The 25,113-nt window shown below is 73.3% G+C and carries 21 protein-coding genes and 1 pseudogene; 9 read left to right on the top strand and 13 right to left on the bottom strand.

The genetic code is table 11. The annotated features are described in order from the left end of the window. The first annotated feature begins 106 nt into the window (after nt 1–106). From ACFYZS_RS22035 to ACFYZS_RS22025, 3 genes are all read left to right on the top strand, one after another. Nucleotides 107–1,615, top strand: coding sequence for an MFS transporter (locus ACFYZS_RS22035; protein WP_389015077.1), 1,509 nt, complete (start codon nt 107–109; stop codon nt 1,613–1,615). Between the two features lie 42 nt (nt 1,616–1,657). After that, on the top strand, nt 1,658–3,007 hold the full coding sequence (locus ACFYZS_RS22030; RefSeq protein ID WP_389015074.1) for a carotenoid oxygenase family protein: 1,350 nt from the start codon (nt 1,658–1,660) through the stop codon (nt 3,005–3,007). A 304-nt stretch (nt 3,008–3,311) separates the two neighbouring features. Next, complete coding sequence (locus ACFYZS_RS22025) at nt 3,312–4,871, top strand: alpha/beta fold hydrolase (RefSeq protein WP_389015071.1); 1,560 nt, start codon at nt 3,312–3,314, stop codon at nt 4,869–4,871. A gap of 62 nt (nt 4,872–4,933) precedes the next feature. Here ACFYZS_RS22025 and ACFYZS_RS22020 read toward each other — a convergent pair whose 3' ends face one another. From ACFYZS_RS22020 to ACFYZS_RS21960, 13 genes and pseudogenes are all read right to left on the bottom strand, one after another. After that, nucleotides 4,934–6,304, bottom strand: coding sequence for a (2,3-dihydroxybenzoyl)adenylate synthase (locus ACFYZS_RS22020; RefSeq protein WP_389015068.1), 1,371 nt, complete (start codon nt 6,302–6,304; stop codon nt 4,934–4,936). A 106-nt stretch (nt 6,305–6,410) separates the two neighbouring features. Beyond that, a complete protein-coding gene (locus ACFYZS_RS22015) occupies nt 6,411–7,085 on the bottom strand; it encodes a pyridoxal 5'-phosphate synthase (RefSeq protein ID WP_389015065.1) in 675 nt (224 codons plus the stop codon). A 167-nt stretch (nt 7,086–7,252) separates the two neighbouring features. Continuing rightward, nucleotides 7,253–7,417: a hypothetical protein gene (locus tag ACFYZS_RS22010; RefSeq protein ID WP_389015062.1), complete on the bottom strand. Its 165-nt coding sequence runs from the start codon at nt 7,415–7,417 to the stop codon at nt 7,253–7,255. Nucleotides 7,418–7,473: 56 nt separating this feature from the next. Further along, a pseudogene (locus tag ACFYZS_RS22005) lies at nt 7,474–7,716 on the bottom strand (class I SAM-dependent methyltransferase); the annotation flags it as partial. A gap of 822 nt (nt 7,717–8,538) precedes the next feature. Beyond that, nucleotides 8,539–8,895: a UBP-type zinc finger domain-containing protein gene (locus tag ACFYZS_RS22000; protein WP_389015060.1), complete on the bottom strand. Its 357-nt coding sequence runs from the start codon at nt 8,893–8,895 to the stop codon at nt 8,539–8,541. Further along, nucleotides 8,892–10,403, bottom strand: coding sequence for an ATP-binding protein (locus ACFYZS_RS21995; protein WP_389015057.1), 1,512 nt, complete (start codon nt 10,401–10,403; stop codon nt 8,892–8,894). The genes ACFYZS_RS22000 and ACFYZS_RS21995 overlap by 4 nt, the downstream gene beginning before the upstream one ends. Then, nucleotides 10,400–12,076, bottom strand: a complete 1,677-nt coding sequence (locus tag ACFYZS_RS21990) for an FAD-dependent oxidoreductase (RefSeq protein WP_389015054.1) — start codon at nt 12,074–12,076, stop codon at nt 10,400–10,402. Before ACFYZS_RS21990 ends, ACFYZS_RS21995 begins: the two co-directional genes overlap by 4 nt. Nucleotides 12,077–12,251: 175 nt before the next feature. Then, nucleotides 12,252–13,034, bottom strand: a complete 783-nt coding sequence (locus tag ACFYZS_RS21985; RefSeq protein WP_389015051.1) for a class I SAM-dependent methyltransferase — start codon at nt 13,032–13,034, stop codon at nt 12,252–12,254. A gap of 55 nt (nt 13,035–13,089) precedes the next feature. After that, nucleotides 13,090–14,298 carry an aminotransferase class V-fold PLP-dependent enzyme gene (locus ACFYZS_RS21980; RefSeq protein WP_389015049.1) on the bottom strand — a complete coding sequence of 403 codons (1,209 nt, stop codon included), beginning with the start codon at nt 14,296–14,298 and terminating at the stop codon, nt 13,090–13,092. Nucleotide 14,299: 1 nt separating this feature from the next. After that, nucleotides 14,300–15,625, bottom strand: coding sequence for a pyridoxal-phosphate dependent enzyme (locus ACFYZS_RS21975; protein WP_389015046.1), 1,326 nt, complete (start codon nt 15,623–15,625; stop codon nt 14,300–14,302). Beyond that, on the bottom strand, nt 15,622–17,103 hold the full coding sequence (locus tag ACFYZS_RS21970; RefSeq protein WP_389015043.1) for a Y4yA family PLP-dependent enzyme: 1,482 nt from the start codon (nt 17,101–17,103) through the stop codon (nt 15,622–15,624). The genes ACFYZS_RS21975 and ACFYZS_RS21970 overlap by 4 nt, the downstream gene beginning before the upstream one ends. A gap of 155 nt (nt 17,104–17,258) precedes the next feature. Further along, nucleotides 17,259–17,810: a GNAT family N-acetyltransferase gene (locus ACFYZS_RS21965; protein WP_389015040.1), complete on the bottom strand. Its 552-nt coding sequence runs from the start codon at nt 17,808–17,810 to the stop codon at nt 17,259–17,261. 88 nt (nt 17,811–17,898) lie between these two features. Next, complete coding sequence (locus ACFYZS_RS21960) at nt 17,899–19,194, bottom strand: MFS transporter (RefSeq protein WP_389015037.1); 1,296 nt, start codon at nt 19,192–19,194, stop codon at nt 17,899–17,901. A 131-nt stretch (nt 19,195–19,325) separates the two neighbouring features. Between ACFYZS_RS21960 and ACFYZS_RS21955 the strand changes: the two genes are divergently transcribed. From ACFYZS_RS21955 to ACFYZS_RS21930, 6 genes are read left to right on the top strand one after another with little or no spacing between them, the layout of a single operon-like run. Further along, nucleotides 19,326–20,348 carry an ABC transporter substrate-binding protein gene (locus ACFYZS_RS21955; RefSeq protein WP_389015035.1) on the top strand — a complete coding sequence of 341 codons (1,023 nt, stop codon included), beginning with the start codon at nt 19,326–19,328 and terminating at the stop codon, nt 20,346–20,348. Further along, entirely contained in the window at nt 20,338–21,384 is a 1,047-nt protein-coding gene (locus tag ACFYZS_RS21950) for a FecCD family ABC transporter permease (RefSeq protein WP_389015032.1), read from the top strand. The genes ACFYZS_RS21955 and ACFYZS_RS21950 overlap by 11 nt, the downstream gene beginning before the upstream one ends. After that, nucleotides 21,381–22,193, top strand: a complete 813-nt coding sequence (locus ACFYZS_RS21945; protein WP_389015029.1) for an ABC transporter ATP-binding protein — start codon at nt 21,381–21,383, stop codon at nt 22,191–22,193. Before ACFYZS_RS21950 ends, ACFYZS_RS21945 begins: the two co-directional genes overlap by 4 nt. Beyond that, nucleotides 22,190–23,053, top strand: coding sequence for a Rossmann-like domain-containing protein (locus ACFYZS_RS21940; RefSeq protein WP_389015026.1), 864 nt, complete (start codon nt 22,190–22,192; stop codon nt 23,051–23,053). The genes ACFYZS_RS21945 and ACFYZS_RS21940 overlap by 4 nt, the downstream gene beginning before the upstream one ends. Beyond that, nucleotides 23,050–24,060, top strand: a complete 1,011-nt coding sequence (locus ACFYZS_RS21935) for a GHMP kinase (RefSeq protein WP_389015023.1) — start codon at nt 23,050–23,052, stop codon at nt 24,058–24,060. Before ACFYZS_RS21940 ends, ACFYZS_RS21935 begins: the two co-directional genes overlap by 4 nt. Continuing rightward, nucleotides 23,981–25,063: a pyridoxal-phosphate dependent enzyme gene (locus ACFYZS_RS21930; RefSeq protein WP_389015020.1), complete on the top strand. Its 1,083-nt coding sequence runs from the start codon at nt 23,981–23,983 to the stop codon at nt 25,061–25,063. The genes ACFYZS_RS21935 and ACFYZS_RS21930 overlap by 80 nt, the downstream gene beginning before the upstream one ends. Nucleotides 25,064–25,113 lie beyond the last annotated feature (50 nt).

The following is a 25,113-nucleotide window of genomic DNA, read 5'->3' as shown; positions in this document are numbered from 1 at the left end:
GACGCGGAGTCGCCGGCGCCTCGTGGACAGGTGCGGACAGGAGTGGACAGCGCCCGTCCCGGTAGGTCCTGGATAGTGGACACCGTCCGCGCCGAGTCTGTGCGCCATGAACGATGCACGCACGCAGACGGACCAGGCAGGACGTCGGCCCCCCGGGCCCGGAGCGGGCCTCGCGGCCCTCGCCGCCGCCCAGTTCACCGTCATGCTCGCCACCTCGATCGTCAACGTGGCGCTGCCGCAGATCCGGGCCGGCACCGGCCTCACGGACAGCGGAACCACCTGGGTGGTCAACGCCTACGGCCTCGCCTTCGGGGCGCTGCTCCTGGCGGGCGGCCGGATCGCGGACCTCCTCGGCCGCCGCCGGGTGCTGATCGCCGGGCTCGCCCTGTTCGCGCTGGCCTCGCTGGCGGCCGGGACGGCCACCTCCGCCGGTGTGCTGATCGCCGCCCGCGCGGTGCAGGGCCTCGGGGCCGCGGCGATCGCCCCCGCCGCCCTCGCCCTGGCGATGGACCGGTCCGCGTCCGGCCCCGAGCGCGGCAGGGCCCTCGGCGTCTGGGGAGCGGTCTCCGGCGCGGGAGCGGCGGGCGGTGTCCTGCTGGGCGGGGCGCTCACCCAGGCGTGGGGCTGGCCCTGGATCTTCCACTCGGTCGCGCTCGGATCGGCCCTGGTCCTGGCCGCCGTGGCCGTACTCGTACCGCGGGACGCGGGACGGGACGCCGGGCGGCAGCCGGCGGGGAGGTTCGACCTGTTGGGCACCGCCACCGTCACCCTCGCCCTGACCGGCCTGGTCTGGGGCCTGACCACCGCCCGTGGAGCCGGCTGGACCGACGGCCGGGTGCTGGGCGCGCTCGGCGCCTGCGCCGCGTTGTTCGCCGCCTTCACCGTGATCGAGCTCCGCCGGCCCGACGCGCTGATTCCGGCACGCCTGTTCGCCACCGGCCGGGTCGCCGCGGGCAACGTGCTGATGGCCCTGCTGGGGTCCGTATGGCTCGCCCTGTTCTTCTTCCTGCCGCTCTACCAGCAACAGGTCCTCGGATCCGGCCCGTTGGCCACCGGTGCGGGACAACTGCCCCTCGCGGTCGCCCATATGATCGGCTCCGCTCTGGCCCCGCGCATCGCCCGGCGCGTCGGAGCCACCGTGACCGTGACCGCGGCCCTGCTGACGGAGGCCGCCGGCCTGCTGTGGCTCTCGCGGATGAGCGCCGACGGAAGCTACCTGACGGACGTCCTCGGCCCGAGCGTCCTGGTCGGCCTGGGCCTCAGCATCGCCTTCGTCCAGCTCACCGCACTCGCCGTGGACGGCGTCCCGCGGGCGGACGCGGGTCTGGCCGGGGGACTGGTGAACACCACCCGGCAGGTCGGCGGGGCGATCGGCCTCGCCGCCCTGGCCACCCTGGCCGGCTCCGTCACCGCCGGCGCGGCCGCCGGCACGCCCCCGCTGGAAGCCCTCACGGCCGGCTACCGCACCGCCTTCACGGTCTCGGCGGCGGTCCTGGCCGCCACGGCCCTCCTCGCACTGCTCCTCACCCGCCGCACCGCGCCACCCACCCGGAGCGCACCGGCCACGCCGACCACGCCCACCCCGCTCAAGTCCCCTGCCGACCAAGCGGTCTGACCACACCTCACCACATCGCACCAACGGAAAGAGAGCCCAGCCATGACCACCGCGAAGCCCTACCTGACCGGCCACTTCACCCCCGTCGCCGAGGAGGTCACCGCCACCGGCCTCACCGTCGAGGGCACCCTGCCCCCCGAGCTGACCGGCCGGCTGCTGCGCAACGGCCACAACCCCAAGCCCGGCGTCACCCCGACCCACTGGTTCAAGGGCAGCGGCATGGTCCACGGCATCCGCCTGAACGGCGGCCGCGCCGAGTGGTACCGCAACCGCTGGGTGCACACCCCCGCCCTCGACGGCGCCCCCTACATGACCGAGCACGGCCCGGACCTGACCGCGAGCGCCGCCGGCACGCACATCATCGAACACGGCGGACGCCTGCTGGCGCTGTGCGAGGCGAACCTCCCCTTCGAGCTCACCCCGGAGCTGGAGACGGTCGGTGCCCACGACTTCGACGGAAAGCTGCGCAGCGCGATGACCGCGCACCCCAAGGAGGACCCGGTGACCGGGGAGCTCCACTTCTTCGGGTCCTCGCCGTTCCCGCCCTTCCTGACCTACTACGTGTCCGACGCCAAGGGATCGATCACCCACAGCGCCGAGGTGCCGGGGGCGACCGCCGCGCTCAAGCACGACTTCGCCCTCACCCGCCGTCACGTGGTCTTCGTCGAGGGCAACGTCACCTTCGACCACACGGAAGCCTCCGGCATCCCGTACAGCTGGAGCGACCAGCAGCCCGCCCGCATCGGCGTCATGCCCCGCGGTGAGACCGGCGCCCCGTACATCCGCTGGTTCTCCATCGAACCGGGCAACATGCTCCACGTCTCCAACGCCTACGAGGACGGCCAGGGCCGCGTCGTCCTGGAAGGCCCCACCGTGGACCGCGAGGGCTTCCGGCTCTCCTGGAACTGGTGGGTCGGCGCGCCCGGGCGCGGCAGCGAGCCCGTCAGCCGCTCGTACACCCGGCGCTGGGTGCTCGACATGTCCGCCGGCACCGTCGACGAGCAGATCATCGACGACCTGCCGGTGGAGTTCCCGACGCTCAACGAGGAGTACCTGGGCGCCGAGAACCGCTACCAGTACGCCATCTCCTTCCCGAACGAGGAGGGGCTCGGCGGCTACGGCGTCGTCAAGTACGACCGCGTCAGCGGCGCACGCCGCATCCACCAGGCGGGCGACGCCCGCATGCCCGGCGAGGCCGTGTTCGTCCCCGCCGCAGATGCCACGTGCGAGGACGACGGCTATCTGCTGACCGTCGTCTCCGACCTCAAGCAGGACGCCTCGCAGCTCCTGGTGCTCGACGCCTCCGGCCTCGAGCGGGTCGCCACCGTCCACCTTCCCCACCGGGTGAGCGCCGGACTCCACGGCTCCTGGATCCCCGACAGCGCCCTGTAGGGCGCCAAGGACCCACCAGGTGCAGCAAATTGCCGGAGCCGCGGTCATCCCGCGGCTCCGGCGCGGCCGTGGCAGATCGAGGGCCCCGGGTCGTACTTGAGGGGGAGCGGACTACAGGGGCTTCGGGCGGTGCCGACGGCGCAATGCGCAGGATCCCGGCACCGGATTTTGGCCAACTGCCCGGATTTCGCATGGTACGGGAGAGGGACGAGGGACGGCTCTTCCAGGGGATTCGCCGGTGCCCGCCGATGCAACAAGGTGGGTGCACCAGCGATTTCACCCGAAGAGAGACGGCACGCCTGTCATGAAACGCCTCGCACCGCTCCTCGCCACCGTCGGACTCGTCGCGACCTCCCTGCCCCTGCTGACGGCGCCCCAGGCGGCCGCGGCCCAGACCCCCGTCCACCTGCGCCAGAAGCCGGCCTGGCACCGCTGCAGCCCCGACCGGCCGGCGGCGTACGAGTGCGCGACCCTCAAGGTGCCGCTCGACTACCAGCACCCCGAGGGGCGCACGCTCGACCTCGCGATTTCCCGCATGAAGAGCGAGAACCCCGCCAAGCGGCGGGGAGTCCTGCTCTTCAACCCGGGAGGTCCGGGCGCCTCCGGGCTGTTCCGGCCGATGGTCCTGAACGCGGAGATGCCCAAGGACGTACGGGACCAGTACGACCTCATCGGCTTCGACCCGCGCGGGGTCGGCAAGAGCAGCCCGGTCACCTGTGGCGGGCTGAGCCATGCCGAGGAGGGCGTCGGCGGCGCGTACCGCCCCGAGACCTTCGCCTCGGACGTGGCCTGGGCGCGGGGCATCGCCGACAAGTGCCGGGAGAAGTCCGGCGACGTCCTCCCGCACATCACCACCCGCAACACGGCCCGCGACCTGGACGTGATCCGTGAAGCGCTCGGCGAGCGGAAGATCTCGTACCTGGGCTATTCGTACGGGACCTACCTCGGCACGGTGTACTCCCAGATGTTCCCGCAGCGCACCGACCGCTTCGTGCTGGACAGCGGGGTGGACCCGCAGCGCGTCTGGCGCGGCATGATGCAGGTGTGGGCCACCGGGGCGGAGCCCGCCTTCGCACGGTGGACGCGGTGGGCCGCGGAGCGCTCGGACCGGTACGGGCTCGGCACCACGCCCGAAGAGGTGTCCGCCACCTTCTGGGACCTGGTGGCCCGGGCCGACCGGGATCCGATCGTCCACGACGGGGAGACGTACACGGGTGACGGCCTCAGGGCCGACCCGTCCCTCTTCTCCTCCCCGTACGGGGCCTCGGCCGTCGTCCGGTTCCTCAAGGCCCTGGCCGATACCGGGCACCCGCCGGCGGGCGGTGGCGCGCCGGATCTGAAGCAACTGCTCGAAGGCGCCCGGACCTCCGATCCGAAGGCCCCCGTGCTGAGCACCGCGGCGGCGGGCCCGGAAGCAGCCTCCGAGTTCGGTGACAACGGCACCGCCGCCTACTGGTCCGTCGTGTGCGGGGACACGGACGCGTGGCCCCGCGACCCCGATCAGTACGCCCGGGACGCGCAGCGGGACAAGGCGAAGCATCCGCTGTACGGGGACTTCGCGTCGAACATCAAGCCGTGTGCCTTCTGGCAGGCGCCGGTCGAGCCGCCGACACCCATGAAGAACCGGGCCGATGTGCTGACCGTACAGAACGAGTGGGACCTGATAACCCCGCTGGCCAGCGGCCAGGGCCTGCACAAGGCGCTCAAGGGCTCGCGGATGGTGCTGGCGCTGGGCGGCGAGAAGCACGGCGTGTACCTCTCCGACCCGGTTTCCTGCGCCGACGCCACGGTCAACACGTACCTCGCCACGGGCCGGCTGCCCGCCGCGGACGTCACCTGCCAGAACCCGCCGCCGCTCCCGTAGGGGTGCCGAAGCACGCGGCGGACGGCCCGGCTCCGGTCTGATCCCGGCCAGGTGGAGGCCGGTTACGGCTGCTGCCCGCCCTGGAGGCGGCCCGACACGACCAGGTCGCCCTCAGGGGTGCGCCGCGCGAGGTGGCCGGTGCGGAAGAAGCCGTCGGAGGTGAAGGAGCGTGCGTTGTGCTCAGGGGACCGGTAGTACCCCCGCACGGTGTACGGGCCGCGGGCGAGGAGTTCGCCGGGCTCCCCGTCGGGCACCTCCTTCCCGTCCGCGTCGACGATGCGGATCTCGTCGTCGGGCGAGAGCGGGCGGCCCTGCGTGGCCGGCACGGTCTCGTCCGCATCGGCGGCCCGGGTGAGCGTGAGCAGCCCCTCGGCCATGCCGAAGACCTGCTGGAGGCGACAGCCAAAGGCGGTGCCGATCCGCTCGGCGGTCGCCCGGGGCACGGGGGCGGCGCCGCCGACCTGCAGGAGGCGCAGACTGCTCACGTCCGCCCGGACCGCCGGCAGTACGTCGAGCCAGTCCCGGGCGGCGGCGGGGGTCAACGACGTGACGGTGACCCGCTCTCGTTCGACGGCCGCAAGGCATGCGGGGACGGGATCCGGGTCCTCGGCCAGGACGACGGTGCCGCCCACGGAGAGGGTGCCGACGATGCCGGGGCAGCCGAAGGCGAGGCCGGCCCCGGCGGGCAGCGCGGCGAGATAGACGTCGTTCGCGGTGAGGGACGCCAGCTCGGCGGCGGCCCGCGCCTGGTAGGCGTAGTCGTTGTGCGTGCGCGGAACGAGCCGGGGCGTACCGGTGGAGGCGTCGGAGAGGAGGAAGAGCGCCACCTGGTCGGCGCTGTGCGCGATCGTCGGTCCGGGCGGGGAGTCGAGGGAGTCCAGCGGGAAGTAGTGGCAGCCCGCCGGGTCGGTCGAGAAGCCGCCGTACGGGGAGGACCCACCCGGCGCCTCGAAGGTGAACACCCTGCGCAGGAAGGGGCCCTGAGCCGCGATGTCCGCGACCATCGCCGTGTGGTCGAAGCCCTGGTACGTCGAGGGCCCCACGTATCCGACGGCCTCCGTGACCCGCACGACGTGGGACACCTCGGGCGCGCGGTGCGCGAGGGGACAGAGCACCGGGACCGCGCCGATGCGCATCAGCGCGAAGACGGTGGTGACGAACTCGGGCACGTTCGGCAGCTGGACGACGACCCGCTGCCCGGGCCGCAGGCCCCGCAGCCGGAATCCGGCGGCCATGCGGTCCACGCGCCGGTTCAGGCCCGCGTACGTGATGCGGGTGCCGCCGCCGTGCACGAGCGCGGTCCGCGGCCCGTACTGCCCGGCCCAGTCGCGCAGCAGGTTGTCCAGCGTGTTGCCGCGCCAGTGCCCGGCCGCCCAGTAGCGGTCGACGAACTCCTCGGGCCAGGGCGTGCAGCCGGTGAGCATGGGTGCCATTCGTTTCCTTCGGTCCCGTTCCTGGACCAAGCCAATCCCCCAACACCCGCATGTGCAATGCGCCTTCCCCACCACGGATGCCGAACCGGATCAGCGGAAGGTCCAATCAGGACCAGAGCCGAAATCGCTCCCAGCCGTCGTCCGCGGTCCGCTCGTAGCGCAAGCGGGTGTGGACGCGGTCCTTCGCCGCCTGCCAGAACTCCACCTCCGCCGGAGCGAGCGTGTACAGGGTCCAGGCGGAGTCCACGAGCGACGGCGCCTGCTCGATCAGGGCCGAGGACTTCGCCAGGGCGTGGTCGCGCTCCGCCGGGTCCGCCAGGTACTGGCTCTGGCGGGCCAGGAGCGAGGCGGCGCGGGCGGTGGCCGACCGGCCCAGGAAGTCGGCGGCGTTCTCCTCGGCGGACCCCGGCGCAACCGTGCCGCGCAGGCGCACCTGCCGGCCGTGCTCGGGCCAGTAGAAGGTGAGCGCCGCCCTCGGGTGGACGGCCAGCTGGTGTCCCTTGGGGCTGAAGCAGTGCCCGGCGAACCGCCATCCCGAGCCGTCCACCCCCTTGAGGACCAGGATCCGGGCGTCCGGATCGCCGGCCTCGTCGACGGTGGACAGGGTCATGGCGTGGGGATCGCGCAGTCCGTCCGCCACGGCGTCCGACAGCCAGCACAGGAAGAGCCGCACGGGATCGGCCGGAGCCCGCTCCGGATCGAATTCCGCGAGCGGCCCCGCGAACACCTCGATGTCCCGCAACCACCCGCTGACGGTTCTGCCCTGATCGCCATCGCCCACCGGGACCCGCCCCCTCCACGTCGAACCTGTACGGACCATCCTGCATCTGCGGCCGATATTCGACAATCGCCTGGCAAATGCTTGGCTGATGGCCTGAATTTGGTGGTGGGTGAGCGGCAGGGGCATTGGAGGTAGCGACAACAACGGGTGCGGCGCCGCCCTGGCGGTCAGGCGAGCGGAACCGTGCGGGCCAGGAAGTGGCCGCCGGCGTCCTCGTACTCGTCCAGGCGCCAGCCCGACGCCTCCAGGGCGGGGCGCAGGTTGTTCTCGGCGAGCAGGTCGGCGGGGTCGAGGGTCCGGCCGTGTCGGGCCGCGCGCTCCGCCCGGCCCACGGGTGGAAGAGGAGCAGCACCCCGCCGGCCGCGCAGACGCGGGCCCACTCCCGCAGGGCCGCGTGCGGGTCCGTGAGGTGGTCGAGCACCCCCGCCGAGAAGATTCCGTGCACGGACGCGCCCGCCAGCGGGAGCCGGGTGCAGTCGGCCGCGACGAGGTGGCCGTGGCGGGTACGGCCGTGCCGGGCGGCGGAGGCCAGCATGGCCGGGGTGACGTCGACCCCGAGGACGTGACCGCGAGGGCCGACCTGGGTCCGGAGCGCGGGCATGGCCCGGCCGGTGCCGCAGCCGAGGTCCACGGCCAGCCCGCCCGGTTCCAGCCGCAGCCGGGCGACCGCGGCCTCGTACGCGGGGGTCTGGTGGGCGAACCGTTCCTCCCACGCGTCCGCCCTGCGGGTGAAGAAGGCGCGGGTGGCGGTGTGCTCGGCGCGGGCGGACACGAGTGTCGCGAACCGGCCCAGCAGCCGCTCCGCCCGCGGGTCGAGGGCGGGCCCGGCAGGGGACGGCGGGAACCGGACCCCCCAGGCGCTGGCGCCGATCCGGAAGGCCTGTTCCGGGTAGCCGTCGCGGGAGGTTCCGGCGAAGAGCGGGTCGCGCTCCACGGTCGGGGTCAGGGCGACCGTCGGGAGGCCGGCGGCCGGGTCGAGGGCGTCTCCCGTGGCGGCTCCCCGGCCGCGTGGTGCATGACGACCACCGTCATACCTCAGTCCTCACATTCCAGCTGCCCGGTCGGTTTCAGGCTGCATCTGAGCAAGCATGCCCCCAGTCGGGGCGCATATGCCAGACGCGTCCCATCCGTGAGGCGCGGCGGAGGAGGCGCGGGACGCACAGAGCCCCTGCGTGCCGAACACCGCTGATCGGCATGCAGGGGCCTGTTGGTCGGTGCTCCCCGTGGCGGCGAGAGCCGCTCGACCGTCACGGGGCCGGTGTGCGTGTCAGTCAGCCAACGGTCGGCCTGGCAGGGCGACGGGATCCGGACACGGATCAGGCCGCAGCGGCCTGATGGGTGCAGTCAATCATTCAAGAGGCTAATTTGCCACTATGGATGGCATCTGCGAGGACGAATGCCCTCTTCTCGCCGCGTCTGCCCGCTCAGAGCTCGGACGTCTCCACGGCGCTCCTCAGCCGTGCAGCCGCGTGGTCCAGTCCTGCGGGACCCGACCGGCCGGGCCGGGGGCCGGCTGGTCTGCCGGGTGGGCGGACGGCGGGGTGAGCTCGGGCCCGGATTCGTACAGGTCGTTGGTGTCGTAGTTCCAGAACCAGTCCTCGCCCGGCTCGAAGCTCTGCACGAGCGGATGGCCGGCGGACTTCCAGTGGGCGGTGGCGTGCTGAGCGGGCGAGGAGTCGCAGCAGCCGATGTGGCCGCACTGGGCGCAGCGGCGCAGGTGGAACCACCAGCCGCCCACCGCGTCGCAGTCGGCGCAGCCGGTTCCGGCGGGCGGGACGCTCGGGTCGATTCCGTTGATGTCGTCGGTCATGCCGGCTCCTCGGCGGTCTCGGTGGTCCCGGAAGTCCGGGAGGTCTCGGAGTCCCCGGAATTCCCGGAGTCCCCGGATTCGGGGTCGGTCAGCGGCAGCAGCACCTGGAACCGGGTGTCACCGGGTGCGGACTCGACCTGGAGGCTGCCGTGGTGCTTGTTGACCACGATCCGCCAGGAGATGTCGAGGCCGAGACCGGTGCCCTCGCCGACCGGCTTGGTGGTGAAGAAGGGGTCGAAGATGCGGCTGCGGATGTCCGCCGGGATGCCGGGCCCGGTGTCGCGGAACTCCACCAGCAGCCGGTCGCCCTCCCGTGCCGTGCGGACCGTCAGCGTGCCCTCGCCTCCGGTGCTCGCGATGGCGAAGACGGCGTTGTCGATGATGTTCGTCCACACCTGGTTGAGCTCCGCCGGATAGGCGGGTACGTCGGGCAGGGAGCGGTCGTAGTCCTTCACCACCCGCACCCCCCGGCCGATCTTGCCGGACAGCATCAGCAGGGTGCTGTCGAGGAGTTCGTGGACGTCGACGACCCGGTACGGGGCGCGGTCGAGCTGCGAGTACTGCTTCGCCGCGTCCACCAGGTGGGAGATGCGGGTGGTGGAGTCGTTGATCTCGTCCATCAACAGCTCGGTCTCGACGGTGTAGTTGAGCCAGCCGATGGCCCCCGGCAGGATGTCCTCGGCCACGGTCGCCGCGACCTGCTCCAGCCAGTCCGTGTCCAGCCCGGCCTGTACGAAGGTCGACGCGATCCGCCAGCCCTCCTGGATGCCGTGGTCGTCGAGCCAGTCGGCGAGCTCGTCCTCCCGGTCGGACGCCTCCAGCGGGCTCAGCACCGGTGCCTTGGCGACCCGTTCGGCGGTGCGCTCCTGGATCTCGATGAGTTCGGCGAGCGCCTCGCGCGAGTAGGGGCCCTGGGCGATGATCGCGAGCTTGTGCCGCATCTTGCCCACGCGTTCGCGCAGCGTCGCGGTGGCCCGTACGGCCGCCGCGGCCGGGTTGTTGAGCTCGTGGGTGAGCCCGGCGGACAGCGATCCCAGTGCCAGCAGCCGTTCACGCTGGCCGATGGCCCGCTGCGTGTTCCTCGAACCGAAGAACAGTCCCTCCAGCAGGTGCGCGGCCATCGGGAACCAGTCCCGCATGACGGCCGCGAACGAGTCGGCGGGCAGGACGAAGAACCGCGTCGGCTCGGTCACCCTCATGGAGTTGGTGTACGTCTGCGGCACCTGGTCACCCAAGTACGCCTGCATGGCGCCCGCGTACACCCCGCGCTGCGAGGTCCGGCTGACCTCGACGTCGTCGCCGCCGACCCGGCGGGACAGTACGACGGTGCCCTCGACCATCACGTAGAAGCAGGTGGCGGGTTCGCCCTCGGTGTAGACCGGGCCGACGTCGAACCGCTCCACCCGTCCTTCGGAGCACAGCCTCCCCAGCTGCTCCGGGGAGAGCTTCTCGAACAGGAAGAGCGAGGCGATCTCCTGCGGGCTGCAGGGCGTGGGCTGCCCGCTCATGACTGCTCCAGGTACCGGTGGACGAGCATCACGGCCATGGCTCCCTCTCCTACGGCGGACGCGACGCGCTTGGCGGACTGGGCGCGCGCGTCGCCCGCCACGAACACGCCGGGGATGTTGGTCTCCAAGTGGTAAGGCGGCCGGTCCAGTTCCCACTCGGCGGGCGGCCGCCCGTCCGCGGTGAGGTCCGGCCCCGTCAGGATGAACCCGTGCTCGTCGCGCAGCACCGTGCCGTCCAGCCAGTCCGTCAGCGGGGCCGCGCCGATGAACACGAACATCCACTGGCAGTCGACGAGTTCGGTCGCGCCGCCGTCCACGTCCCGCAGCGTCAGCTGCTCCAGGTGCCCGTCGCCGTGCGCCTCCTCGACGACGGTCCGGGTCCGCACCGTGATGTTCGCCGTCTCCTCGATCTGCTGGATCAGGTAGTACGACATCGACGCCTTCAGGGACTCCCCGCGCACCAGCAGGGTCACCGACTTCGCGCCGCGCGCCAGGTACATGGCCGCCTGCCCGGCGGAATTGGCGCCGCCCACGATGTACACGTCCTGCCCCTGGCAGGCGGCCGCCTCGGTGAGCGAGGAGCCGTAGTACACCCCGCAGCCGGTCAGGGAGTCGCAGCCCGGTGCCCGGAGCTGCCGGTACGAGACCCCGGTCGCCAGGATGACGCTGTGCGCGGCGACCGCCGAGCCGTCGGAGAAGCGGACGACGCGCGCCGCGCCGTTGACCTCCAGCCCCGTGACCTCGCGCGCCGTCAGGATCTCGGCGCCGAACCGGCCGGCCTGGCGCCGGGCCCGGTCCGTGAGCTGCGCGCCGGAGACCCCGTCGGGGAAGCCGAGGTAGTTCTCGATGCGGGAGCTCTGGCCGGCCTGCCCGCCGGTCGCCGAGCGCTCGACCAGTACGGTACGCAGCCCCTCGGAGGCCCCGTAGACCGCCGATCCGAGCCCGGCCGGTCCGCCGCCGATGACGACGAGGTCGTAGAAGTCCGCGGTCGGGGTCGTCGCGAGCCCCACGTGGGCGGCCAGCTCGGCCGGCTCCGGCTCGACCAGCACGGTGCAGTCCGGCGTCACCACCAGGGGCAGCCGCTGCCCGTCCGCCCCGGCGGCCTCCATCAGCCGCCGTCCCTCGGGCTCGTCGGAGGAGTACCAGCGGTAGGGCACCTGGTTGCGGGCCAGGAACTCCCGTACGCGCGAGGACCCCGCCGACCAGCGGTGTCCGACCACCTTCGTGGCGGGCACCGGCCGGTAGTCGCTGGAGCGCCACGCGGTGAGCAGGTCGTCCACGACCGGATAGAGCTTCTCCTCCGGCGGGTCCCAGGGCTTGAGCAGGTAGTGGTCGAGGTCGACGACGTTGATCGCGTCGATCGCCGCGTTGGTGTCGGCGTACGCGGTCAGCAGTACGCGCCGCGCGCCCGGGTACACCGCGAGGGCCTGCTCCAGGAACTCGATGCCGTTCATCTGCGGCATGCGGTAGTCGGCGAGGATCACCGCCACCAGGTCCCCGCGCAGCTTCAGCTCGTGCAGGGCCTCCAGCGCGGACTCGCCGGACTCGGCGCGCACGATCCGGTAGTCGGCGCCGTAGTGGCGCCGCAGGTCACGGGCGATGGCCCGGGAGACCCCCGGGTCGTCGTCCACGGTCAGGATGACGGTCCGCGCCGTATCGGCGGCCTGTGCCATACGTCTCCACCCCGAGTGCTCTGGGCGGGCCGCATGGCGAGCCGCCCGCGCCGGTGTCCCGCCCATCGTATGTTCGATGGTCCGGGAGCGCTCCGGAACGCCGCGAACGGGCGCTCCGGGCGCCCGTCCGACCACTCTCGGTGAGCGTTCACGTCTCCGCCGGTCTCCGCCCGGCTCAGCGGACCGCCACCACCACGTGGCTGTTCCCGAACTGCCAGACCGTCCCGACGTGCTCGAAGCCCGCCTCGCGCAGCAGTACGAGGTGGTCGGTGAGGGTCAGCTTGTTGCCCTCGCAGTGCGGGTGGGTGCGGCGGTCGCGGGTGGCGAGGAGCGGTGTCAGCTCGGGGTCGGCCCGCACGCCCGACCACCACGACTCCCAGTCCTCGTGCGCGAGGGCCTGCTGGCGCTCGGCGCGCCGCCGCCCGATGTCCACGGCGAGCTCGTGGACCTTGGGGGAGTCCGGGTCCAGATGGTCGCCGTTGACCAGGACCCCGCCGGGCCGGATCCGCCCGGCCAGCTCCCGGTAGGTGCGCCGGAGCGTTTCCGCGCCGAGGTAGTGCAGGGCGGTCGTGGAGACGGCGGCGTCCACCGGACGGTCCAGCATGAGGGCGTCGAGCCAGCCCGGCTCGCCGATGCGGGCCTCGGCGAAGCGCAGGGCCGTTCCGTGGTGCGCCCGCCCCAACTCCAGCAGCAGCGGATCGGCGTCGACCCCCACGACCTCGGCGGCGGGCATGCGGGCGGCCAGGCGGCCGGCCAGCGACCCCGGGCCGCATCCCAGGTCGAGGAGGAGGGGAGAGGTGCGGCCGCCGCCGGCCGTGACGCGCTCGACCACGTCCGAGATGACCGTGAACCGCTCCTCGCGGTCGACCGCGTAGCGCTGCTGCTGCCGCTCCCAGCGCTCCACCCACCGGCTCGCCGCCGCGACCGTGCCCGCACCGCCCGCACTGCCCACGTTCATGTTGCTGTCCGCTCGTGCTCCTGCCGTTCTCACGGCCCTGAACTCCACATGAAAATCATTGCAGACTGGTGAGGGTGGCGAGCAACCTCTCGATCTCCTCGGACGTGTTGTGGACGTGGAGGCTGACCCGCACCGAGCCGTCCGCCTTCCCGGCACCCGCCTGGCAGTGGCTGTCGGAGCGCACCATGAACCCGTGGCTGTAGAGGATGAACCCGAGGTCGCGGGAGGGGATCGCGCGATGCCGGAACGTCACGATGCTCCGGCGCCGCTGCACCTCGGAACCGGCCGCCAGACTGGAACGGCAGCCGAGCACCTCGTACGCGTCCAGCCGGCTCAGGCCGTCCGTCAGCAAGGCCGCCAGCGCCACCGTCCACGCCTCGATCCGGTCCGTACCGGCCGCGTCGAGCCAGTCGAGGGCGGCGGCCAGGCTCGCGATGCCGACGGTGTTCGGGGTGCCGGCCCAGCCGCCCGGCCGAAACCGCGGCCCGCTCCGGCCGCGCGCCCACACCGCGCCCGTACCGGGCAGGGCCATGGCCTTGTGGCCGGAGAACACCACGAAGTCCACGTCGAGTTCGGCCACGGAGAAGGGCAGGTGCCCGATGCTCTGCGCGGCGTCGAGACAGATCGGCACGTCCGGCCCGACCACCCGGCGTATCCGGTCCACGTTCATGTCGACGCCGTACACGTGGTGCACATGGGTGGCGGCCACGAAGCGGGTGCGCGGGCCCACCGAGGCGGCGAGCGCCGCCGGATCGTAGTCTCCGGAGCCGTCCTGGTACGGCAGCTCGCGGACCCGGATGCCGATGCCCTGCCGCGCCAGCAGCTCCCGCACCTCCAGCCACGGCGCCAGATTCGCCTCGTGGTCGGCGAACGGGACGACGATCTCGTCCCCGTCGGCGAGCTCTGCGGCCAGCCAGTCCCGGGCAACCGTCCGCAGCCCCTCGGAGGCCCCGCTGGTGAAGTGCACGGCGGAGCGGTCGGGACGGGGATCGCCGAGGAACTCCTTGACCCGGTCGCGGGCCCGCTCCACCGTCGCCGTCGTCGCGTTGGCCCAGGGGTACGAGCCGCGGCCCGCATTGGCGTTGGAGGTGGTGAGGTAGCGCTGTACGGCGTCGAGCACGGCCTGCGGCTTCTGTGCGGTGGCCGCGCTGTCCAGGTACGCGAGCCCGGGGTTCGCCACGATGATCGGGAACTGGGCGCGCAGCGGCCGCTGCCAGGAGCGCAGTTCCTCCAGGGCATCCGCCGTCCCGGCGGTCCCGGCCATGTCAGTCACGGACCAGCGGCGCGCCCGCGTCCCGCCACGCGATGATCCCGCCGGCGAGACTGCGCACGTCGGGATGCCCCATCCGGGTCAGCAGCGCGGCGTAGCGCGCCGACTGCTCGCCGACCGGGCACGCCAGAAGCACGGGCTGCCGCCGGCCGAACGGCAGCCCACCCCGCACGAGTTCGTCGAAGAGCTCGTCCACGATGTTCAGCGATCCGTCGATGTGCAGCGCGGCGTACGCGAAGGAGCTGCGCAGATCGATCACCAGCGGCCGCTCCGCCGCGATCCACTTCCGGGCGTCGGCCACTTCGATGACCTGCGCCGCCCGCACCTCGGCTGCGGTCAGCGCGGCCACGGAGTTCCGAGCCGGCGGGCGGCCCAGCAGCTCGGGGCGGCGCTGCTTGACGTAGCCGAGGTAGCTCTCCACCCGGTCGCAGACGATGAAGACCGCCGTCCTGCGCTCCGGCCCCGTCAACTGCGCGTCGACCGGCCGCAGATGGCGCACGGCGCCGTGGTACGCGGCGCCGCCGGTCGGACCGGCGAGGATCCCGCAGCGCCGGACGAGCGTGAGCATCCCGTCGATCGCGTCGCCGGCGCCGACCGACTCGATCGTGTCGTACGTGGCCGGGTCGAAGAGGCCGACCTCGTGCACCTCGTCGACATTGCGGATGCCGGGAATGAAGTCCGACTTCTCGCCGACCAGTCCGACCACCCGTACGGCCGGGTCGTGGGCGCGCAGCGCACGGGCGACGCCCGTGGAGGAACCGGCCGTGCCGACGCAGGCGAGGAACCAGTCAGGGGCCCGGCCGTCCAGGTCCGCCACGATCTCCGGACCCGTACCCGTGGCGTGCGCCTCGGTGTTGAGCGCGTTGAAGTACTGGTCGGTGTGCAAGTGGGCGCTGCCGGACTCGTTCAGCCGCTGGTGGAAGAGGGTCAGCGGGTCCTCGGTGTCCGTCGGGTCCAGGCATTCGCTGCGGCCCGGCAGCTCCTCGATCTCGGCGCCCAGCAGCAGGAGCAGGTCCTTGACCTCCGGGATGCGCATCCGGTTGGTGACGCTCTTGAACGACAGCCCGTGCATGCCCGCGATCACGGCCAGGGCCTTGGCCGTGTTGCCACTGGACAGCTCGACGACGGTCTCGCCGCGCTCCCGGGCCCCGGGCAGGGCGGCCCGGGCCATGTTCCAGGCGGCCCGGTCCTTCACCGACCCGAAGGGGTTGAGCATCTCCAGCTTCGCGTAGAGGTCGATGTGGTGCAGGCCGTGGACGGCCGGATCGATGCGGACCAGCGGGGTGTTGCCGATGGCCTCGGTGATGCTGTCGTACCTCATGCCTGTCCCCCCGAATCGGTGATCGGCCCGTACTCCTCGATCGGCCAGTACTCCTCGTCCAGACACCAGCGCCAGGAGTCCCCCGTGCGCCGGACCGCCACCTTGCGGGCCACCGGCTGCTGTTGGGCGCGGGTGGCGCTGAAGTCCATGCAGTAGCCGGCGGTGTTGGCGAAGCCGAGCAGATCGCCCGGGCGCGGCAGCCGCGGCAGGAACACCGTTCTGCGCGTGATCAGGTCGGCTTCCAGGCAGAGGTTGCCCATCAGGTGGACGCCGACCGGCTCCTGCGGCCGGCCGGGTTCGCCCCCGCGGGAGACCAGGACGGGGTCCATGAGGATGCCGTGGTCCTCCAGGGCGACGTCGTTCGCGTTCATGGCGAGGCGTACGAGGGCGGGGCCCGGGTCCGGACGGCGTACCTCCAGCACCCGGGCCAGGGACAGCCCGCACTGGTCGGCCAGGGCCCGGCCCGGCTCCGTGTACAGGTCGTACAGGCTCTCCAGGAGCAGGGTTCCCAGGGCCCGGCCCAGGGTGGGGGCGGGCTGCGACAGCAGCGAGTCGAGGTAGCCGGCGCCGGCGACCGGGCGGTGGGCGGGGTACAGGCTCAGGGCGCCGCGCAGCGTACCGCCCTCGGAGTGCAGACCGTACCCGTGGCCGCCCCAGGTCAGCGGCGGGCGCCGGCCCATCACGGCGGCCGCGAGCTCGCTCGTGTAGCGGTCCCACTGGGCGGCGTGGGCGAGGTAGCTGACGCCGAAGCCGCCGCCGATGTCGACGACGCGGGGCCGGAATCCCCGTAATCGCAGGTCGTCCATGGCGCGCAGGCAGCCTTCGAGGGCGATGGCCTTCTCGTCGGGGCTCGTGGTGTCGAGGTGGTACGCGACACCGATCGGATCGACGGAGTCCCGGTGGCGGTCGAGCAGGTCCAGCAGCGGCGCGAGGGCCTTCACGGAGGTGCCGAAGCGGCTCCTGCGGGAGAGCATCCGGGGCCCCGAGGTCTCGAACTCGCAGAGGCGCAGCAGGACTTTCGGGCGGGGGAGCCCGTAGCGGCGTACGAGGCCCGCCAGGGCCTCCAACTCGCCGGGGCCGTCCGCGTTCACGGTGACCCCGGACCGTGCGGCGAGCCAGAGGAACGCCGGATCCTTGGGGCCGGTCGCCATGACGCGGTCCGCGGTGAAGCCGGCGCCGAGTGCGCGTCGGAGTTCGCCGACGGAGGCCACGTCCACGGCCGCGTCCGCCGTGGTGAGCCGGCGGACGAGGGATCGGGAGCGGTTGGCCTTGTGGGCGAAGAAGACCTGCCCGCCGAGCCGGTGGCGGCGGTAGACGGAGCGGAAGCCCTCGGCGTTCTCCGCCACCTGGTCGGGCAGGAGGAGGTTGAGGGGCGAGCCGAGGGCGTCCACGAGCATGTGCAGGAACGGGGCCGAGCCGAGCAGCGCGGCGAGCCGCGGCGCCAACCGGGGTTCCAGGTACAGGGGGCCGGTGTCCATCCCAGCTGCTCCTCCCGCGCGCCGATCGTACGACGATATCCCTCGCGGCCCTGTTCATGCCCTGCTGATCCCGTTTGGACGCGTGTTGGAGGGAGATGGCCGAAACGAGACGGGGACGGGTCAGGGGCGAGGGAGGCGGGCGGGGCCCATGGTGCTCACAGGGGCAGGTACATGAGGATCTCGTCCCGGTCGTCGCCGGGCGCCACCCGCAGGCCGCCGGGCCAGCGCCCGATCTCCCGCCAGCCCAGCCGGCCGTAGAACCCTTCGAGCCCCAGCCCGGCCCGGACGGCGATGTGCAGCTGCTCCAGTCCCATCTCCTGCCGGGCGAGGTCGCGGACCCGGTGCATGAGCGCCGTGCCGATGCCCAGGCCCCGGAAGTCGGGGTGGGTCATGACGTGGTTGACGGCCCCGCAATGGGCGACGAGGGGGTGCGGGTCACGGCGCAGAACCAGCCACCCGGCGAGCTTCCCGCCGGCCGTGGCGATCAGCATCCGGGCGCGGCGCGGATCGAGGGCGCCGACGAGCTGCCCGAGGGCCGGGTCTGCCTGGCCGTTGCTCACCGGCGGCATGGGAAGCCCCCGGGGGATGACGGCGCCCCCGGCGTTGATGACCCGTACCCAGCAGTCGACGAGCTGGTCCCGTAGCTCGGCGGACAGCTCTCGCGGGCGGGTGATCTGCGCGAAATCGAGTGTTTGCGGCGCGGTCATGGACCGCAGCTTGCCAGAAGCGGCGCCGGCGCGGGCCCCGGCGGCCGGATGAGGGGCGGCGGCCGGGGCGAGCCGTGGCCGGCGCCGGTCAGTCCGCCGTCGACGTGCCCGGCCGGCCGAAGTGGCGCGCGGTGGGCACCAGCGCCGCCGCTGCCGGTACGAGGAAGCACGCGGCGGCGCAGCCGCCGAGCACGGCGGTGACCCCGAAGGCCTCGATGGCGGGGGCGATCAGCGCGAGCCCGACGGGCGCCAGACCGTACGACACCAGGAAGTCCAGCGAGGAGACGCGGGCCAGCTTGTCCGGGGCGACCTCGCGCTGGGTGGCCGTGAACCACGGCACGTTGAACAGTTCGATGCCGATCCCGGCGACGGCGTAGGCGAGCACGACCACCACCGGGTGCACCGGCAGCATCAGGCTCAGCGGGGCGAGGCCGTACGCCGCCAGACCGGCGAAGGCGGCCCATCCGGGGGAGCGCGGCCGCCACCGGGCGATGACCAGGGCCCCGCCGAGCGCGCCCACCGTGTACGCCGTCGTGGCCGCGGCCAGCACCCACTCGGTGCCGTAGCGGTCCCGGCTGATCAGCGGCAGCGCGACGCTGGTCGCGGAGTAGCCGAGGGCGATGACGGCGACGAGGGCGGCGAGTCCGGCGAGGAACCACGGGTGCCGGCGCGCTTCGCGTATGCCCTCCAGGAACTCGGTGCGGAATCCCGTGCGCGGGGCGGGCGGCGCGGCCGAGTCCTCGCAGGCGGCGTTGGCGTCGGCGGCGGCGCCCCGGCCGGGTACGAGTGCGGCGACCAGCCACAGCAGGCCGATGGCGAGCAGCAGCGCCGAGACGTCGAGGAAGGCCGCGAGCAGGGCGGTCAGAGCCGGTCCGGCGAGCGTGGAGCCGCGGACCGCCAGGGTCATGGCGGCATTGGCCCGCTGGCGGCGCTCGGGCTCGACGGTTTCGGCGGTGAGTGCCTGGAACGCCGGGCGGCAGGCGCCCTGTCCGGCCCCGGCGAGGGCTGCGGCGAGGGTCATCAGCGCGAGCGAGCGCCCCAGGCCCGCGGCGAGGAGGGGCGCCGCGACCGCCGCCGCGAGGGCGGACCAGAGCACGACCGCCCGGCGGGAGTGCCGGTCGGCCAGTACGCCGCCGACGGCGACGGCGGCGAGGAAGCCGGCGGTGCGGGCGGCGAGGACCAGGCCGAGGCCCGCGGCGCCGAGATCGCGGTGGAGCACGGCGAGGCCGAGGACGAAGGGCAGGGCCCAGGTCGCGAGCCCGGAGGCGGTCGTGCCCGCCCACAGGCGGAGGAACGCGGGGTCGCGCAGGACCGAACGCGGGGGCCGGGTACCGGCCTTGGCCGCGGTCGGCGCGGGAGTGGTCGGCGCGGGAGTGGTCGCCACGTACGGGGCTCCTTGGGGGGTGGGGGAGCGGCTCGGGGAGCCGCCCCCGCTGTCGTTAATGAAAATGAATACCATTACAGTACTCTTCGAACGCGGCACTCCCGCGCCTTCCCCTCCCGACAGGAGTACCCATGCGCCACCCCGCCCGCCTCGGGACGGCCCTGGCCCTCGCCCTCGCCACCGCCGGCTGCTCCACCGCAGCCGGTGGAGGCGCCGGGGCGGACGCCAGGCCCTCCGCCGACGCGGTCACCGTCACCAGCTGCGGCCGGCAGGTGACCCTCGCCGAGCCGCCCCGGCGGACCGTCGCCCTGGACCAGACCTCGACCGAGACCCTGCTCGAACTCGGCGTGCACGACCGGATGGCGGGGACTGCCAACCTCAAGACGAAGATCCCCGCGCGGTACGAGGCCGCGTACGCCACCGTGCCGGTGATCGCCCCGAAGATCGCCACCGCCGAGCAACTGCGCGCAGCCACGCCCGACTTCGTCGTCGCCGGCTCCGCCGACCTCTTCACCGAGGACCGCGCCGGAACCCGCGAGGAACTGGACGCCCTCGACGTGCCCACCTTCGTCAGCGCGGTGGACTGCCCCCGGCAGAACCCCGCCGGCACCACCCCGTTCGATCTGCTCTTCTCCGACTACGAGAACCTGGGCAAGCTCTTCGGCGCCCGACAGCGGGCCGGTGAACTCGCCGCCGAGCAGCGCGCGGCGGTGGCCAAGGCCGGGGAGACCGCTTCCAAGGTTCCCCAAGGCGCCGAGCGGCCGAGCGTCGTCTACCTCTACTCCGTCTTCAACGGCATGCCGTACGTGGCGGGCAGGTCCGGCCTGCCCAGCGAGATGAGCCGGATCGTCGGCGCGAGGAACGCCTTCGACGACGTCGACGAGGACTGGCCGGAGGTCACCTGGGAGGAAGTCGCGCAGCGCGACCCCGACTTCATCGTGATCGGAGACCTGTCCGAGCGCGGGCGGCCCGGCGACAGCGCCGCCGAGAAGCGCGCCGAGATGGCCCGGCACCCGGTGACATCGAAGCTGGCCGCGGTCCGGGACCACAAGGTCCTGGAGGTGCCGGGCATCGAACTGGACCCGTCCGTACGCTCCGTACACGCCCTGGGGCTGCTGGCGAAGGGCATGGAGGACCTCGGGTATGTCCGCTGACCCGGCCGCCGCCGCGCGGGGCCCGGCGCGGACGGCCCCCGCGGCCCTGCTGCTCCTCGCCGCGGGCGCGCTGGCGCTCTCGATGGCGGGCGCCGTACGCATCGGCACCGCCGATGTCGGCTGGACCGGCCTCGGACGCGTCCTCGGCTCCCGTATCGGGCTGGACGTACGGCCGTTGACGCCGCTCGTCGACTCGCTGGTCTGGGACCTGCGGCTGCCGCGCGTACTGATGGCCGCACTCGTCGGCGCCTCGCTCGCGGTGTGCGGCACGGTGCTCCAGGCCATCACCCGCAACGCCCTCGCCGACCCCTACCTGCTCGGCGTCTCCTCCGGGGCGTCCACGGGGGCCGTCACCGTCGTCGTCCTCGGGACGGGAGCCGGGACGCTCGGCGTCACCGGCGGCGCGCTCGCCGGCGCGCTGCTCTCCTTCGGCCTGCTCCTGCTGCTCCTGCGGCGCACCGGACCGGATTCGGTCCGTATCGTCCTCACCGGCGTGGTCGTCGCGCAGCTCTTCACCGCACTGACCTCACTGATCCTGATGGCCTCGGCCGACGCGGACACCACGCGGGCCGTCACCCACTGGCTGCTCGGCTCGATGGCGCCGGCCCGCTGGAACACCGTCGTGGCCTGCGCGATCGTCACCCCGCTGGGGCTGCTGGTGGCGTGGTCGTGCTCGAACGCCCTCGACGGGCTCGCGTTCGGCGCCGACACCGCCGCGTCCCTGGGGATCGGCGTACGGCAGACGCGCATGCTGCTGCTCGTGGTCACGGCCGCGCTGACCGCGGCCGCGGTGGCCACCGTCGGGGCCATCGGCTTCGTCGGGCTGATCGTCCCGCACGGGGTGCGGTTCCTCGTCGGGCCGCTGCACCGGGTGCTGCTGCCGTACGCGGCGCTCGCGGGCGCGGTGTTCCTGGTGTGGACGGACGCGCTCGCGCGGATCGCCTTCGCACCCCGCGAGGTTCCCGTCGGCGTGATCACCGCCCTGCTGGGCGTCCCGCTCTTCCTCCTCGTGCTGCGCAAGCGGGGTGAGCTGTGAGGATCACCGCCGAGAACGTGAGCTGGTCGGTGGCGGACACGCGGATTGTGCGGGAGGTCGGCGCGGACATCGCGTCCGGCGAGACCGTCGCGCTGCTCGGCCCCAACGGCTCGGGCAAGTCCTCGCTGCTGCGCTGCCTGGCCGGCCTGCGGGCGCCCGACGCGGGCGCGGTCCGCTACGACGGCGAGTGCGTACGGGACTGGAGCGCGCGGCGCATCGCCCGGCACGTCGCCTTCGTCGCCCAGGACCCGGGCGCCGACAGCGACCTGCGCGTCGCCGACGTCGTCGGCCTGGGCCGGACCCCGTTCCGGGACCGCTGGCGCGGACCGGACGCCGCCGACCGGGCGGTGGTCGCCGACGCGCTGGACCGCGTCGGACTCACCGCGCTCGCGGGCCGGTCCTGGAAGGCGCTGTCGGGCGGAGAGCGCCAGCGCGCCCACATCGCCCGCGCCCTGGCGCAGCAGCCGTACGCACTGCTGCTCGACGAGCCCACCAACCACCTCGACGTCAAACACCAGTTGGAACTGATGGAGCTGCTGGCCGGGAGCGATCAGACGGTCCTGGTCGCGCTGCACGACCTGTCGCTGGCCGCCCGGTACTGCGACCGGCTGCTGCTCCTGCACCACGGCCGCCTGATCGCCTCCGGCGCCCCCGAGGCCGTTCTCACCGCCGAGCGGCTCGCCGAGGTCTTCGAGATCGACGCCGAGCTCACGACCGACCCGCTCGGCCACCCGGCGGTCGTCTACCGCGGACCGCTCGGCAGCCTGCCTCCCGTACCCCGACCCGCCCTGCGCGAAGGAACCCCGTGAACCGTACGACCCCCGCCCCCGCCCCCGCCTCCGCCCCCGTACCCTCGTCCGTCGACGGGCTCATCGAGGCCGTCCTGGCCGGTGAACACGGCCCGCCGCCCTCCGGGCTCGTCGCCACCAGCGTGTTCTGGATCCACCACGGCACCCGGCTGGCCGGCGGCGACACCACGTACCTCAACCAGTACGTCCTGGTCCGTCTCGGCGGCTCCTTCGGCGGTTGCGCGTTCGAAGCCGGCGAGATCGACCCGGCGATCTGCCGCGACTCCTCCGGCACACCGCTCGACGTCCTGCTGCGCGAGGCCCCGCGCCCGCTGCGGATCGCGGCCCTCGACGCGTACCTGTCCGAGGCCCGCCCGCACCGGGTGGCCGCCGCGGCGGCCGAGGCCGAGCCCGTGACCCTGCCCACCGGCACCCCCGAGACCCGGGCGAAGGCCCGCGACGCGGCCATCGCGGGTCTGCTCGACATCGACGAGGGGGCTCGCGTGGGTCTCATCGGCGTCGTCAACCCGCTCGTCGCGGCGATCCGCGAGCGCGGCGGCGATCCGCTGCCCTGCGACTTCAACCTCAAGGCCACCCAGTGGGGCGATCCGGTCACCGGCGACATGCACGAGGTGCTGGAACGCGCGGAGGCCGTCGTCGCCACCGGCATGACCCTGAGCAACGGCTCGTTCGACACCGTTCTGGAACGCTGCCGCTCCCGGGGCATCCCGCTGATCGTCTACGCGCAGACCGGAAGCGCCGTGGCCCGCGCCTTCCTCGGCTCCGGCGTGACGGCGCTGTCCGCGGAGCCGTTCCCCTTCTCCCAGTTCAGCGCCGAGGAGACGGTCCTGTACCGCTACCGGACGGTGAGCCGCGCGTGATCCCCATCGGCACCGGACACGCCCCCTGCCACCACGGCGAGATCCTCCAGGGCGTCTTCCTCGACGCCGACGGCCGCAGCTGCGCCGGCCTGGTCACCCTCCCCATGGCCGGCCCGGGCAGCCGCGCCGAGTTCGTCCGCAGGCCCGGTACGGCGCCCGAGGCGCTCACCGCCGTACCGGCCGACCGCACGAAAGCCGTACGGGCCGCGGTCCTCGCGGTGGCGGAGTGCGCGGAGCGGACCGGACAGCCGCCCTGCGGCGGAGTGTTGAGGCTCACCGGTGACATACCGGTGGGCCTGGGCATGGGCAGCTCGACCAGCGACGTGATCGCCGCGGTGCGCGCCGTCGCGGACTCGTACGGACTGCGGCCGGCCCCCGAGGCGGTCGCCCGGCTGGCCGTACGGGCGGAACTCGCCTGCGATCCGCTGATGCTGGACGGCCGGCCGGTGCTGTTCGCCCAGCGGGAGGGCCGGGTGCTGGAAACCCTCGGCCCGGCCCTGCCGCCGCTGGTCGTGGTGGGCTGCGCCCTCGGCGGGGGCGGGACCGTGGACACCCTCTCCCTGCCCGTGCGGGAGCCCGGCGAGGGTGACGTGCGGGCGTACGAGCGGCTGCGCAGGCTGCTGCGCCGGGCGGTGGCCACCGCGGACGCCCGGCTCCTCGGCGAGGTGGCCACCGCCAGCGCCCTGCGCGGCCAACAGGTCCTGCGCCACCCCGAGTTCGAGACCCTGACCGCCGTGTCCCGGAAGGTCGGTGCGGTCGGCGTGCAGATCGCGCACAGCGGCGCGGTGGCGGGCGTGCTGTTCGACCCGGCCGCTCCGGGCCTGCGCCACCGCGTGCGCGGCTGCCTGCGGGCCCTCGACGCCCACGGCATCCCCGCCACCCGGACCTTCACCACCTTCTCCACCACCACCAGCAAGGAGCTGCCGCATGGACCAGCACATCGCCGAGGCGATCGGCCGGCCGGACCTGATACGGCTCGACGACCGGCTCGTCTGCCTGCGCTTTGAGACCATGAAGGCGGTCTCCGCCCTCGCCGCGGTACGCCATCTGCTGGACACCGGGGCGGTGCGCCGCGGGGACACCCTCCTGGACAGTTCCAGCGGCATCTACGCGTACGCCCTCGCCCTGGCCTGCCACCGGTACGGCATGCGCTGCCACATCGTCGGCTCGACGACCGTGGACGGCACGCTGCGCACCCAGCTGGCCGTACTCGGGGCGACCCTGGAACAGATGGAGCCGTGCAGCGACCTGGGGCTCGACCAGAAGCGGCGGGTGGAGCGGATCCACGAGATCCTCGCCGAACACCCCGAGTACCACTGGATGCGGCAGTACCACGACGAGGTCCACTACCTCGGCTACCGCGCGATCGCCGAGCGGATCCGCGAGGCGACGGGTGGCGGGACCGGCGGCGGCGCCGGGGGCGACGCGGCCGGGCTCACCATCGTGGGCGGGGTCGGCTCGGGAGCCTCCACCGGAGCCCTCGCGCGCTACCTGCGGGAGCCGGCCGGGGGCGGCCCGGCCGACGCCGCCCCGGCCGACGTCGAACTCGTCGGCGTCCAGCCGTACGGCAGCCTCACCTTCGGCGCCGAACACGTCTCGGACCCCGAGATCATCATCGCCGGGATCGGCAGCTCCATCCCGTTCGGGAACGTCTCGCACGAGCTGTACGACACCCTGCACTGGATCTCCTTCGACGCCGCGCTGGCCGGCAGCGTCGATCTGCTGCGTCGGCACGCGGTCTTCGCCGGGCTCTCCACCGGCGCCGGCTACCTCGCCGCCCGCCACGAACGCGAGCGGGCCCCGGAGCGGACGGTCCTCTTCATCGCCGCCGACACGGGGCACCGGTACGTCGACACCGTCTACGCGCGCCACCGCGAGGCGGCGCCGATCAAGGACCTCGCGCCGCGGGAGATCCGCGACCAGAGCGGGCTCGCCCTCCCGTGGTCCCGGATGCGCTGGAACCGGGCCCCCGCGACGCCCGCGGTCCGGGGGGCCGGCCGGCAGGGGTGACGAGAAGGGCCCGGCCGGCCGGGTGGCCGACCGGGCCCTCTGACTAGGAC

The sequence above is a fragment of the Streptomyces sp. NPDC001903 genome (assembly GCF_042891345.1).
Taxonomy (GTDB): Bacteria; Actinomycetota; Actinomycetes; order Streptomycetales; family Streptomycetaceae; genus Streptomyces.
The sequence above is the reverse complement of the archived record's forward strand: the minus strand, read 5'-3'. Positions and strand labels throughout refer to the sequence as shown.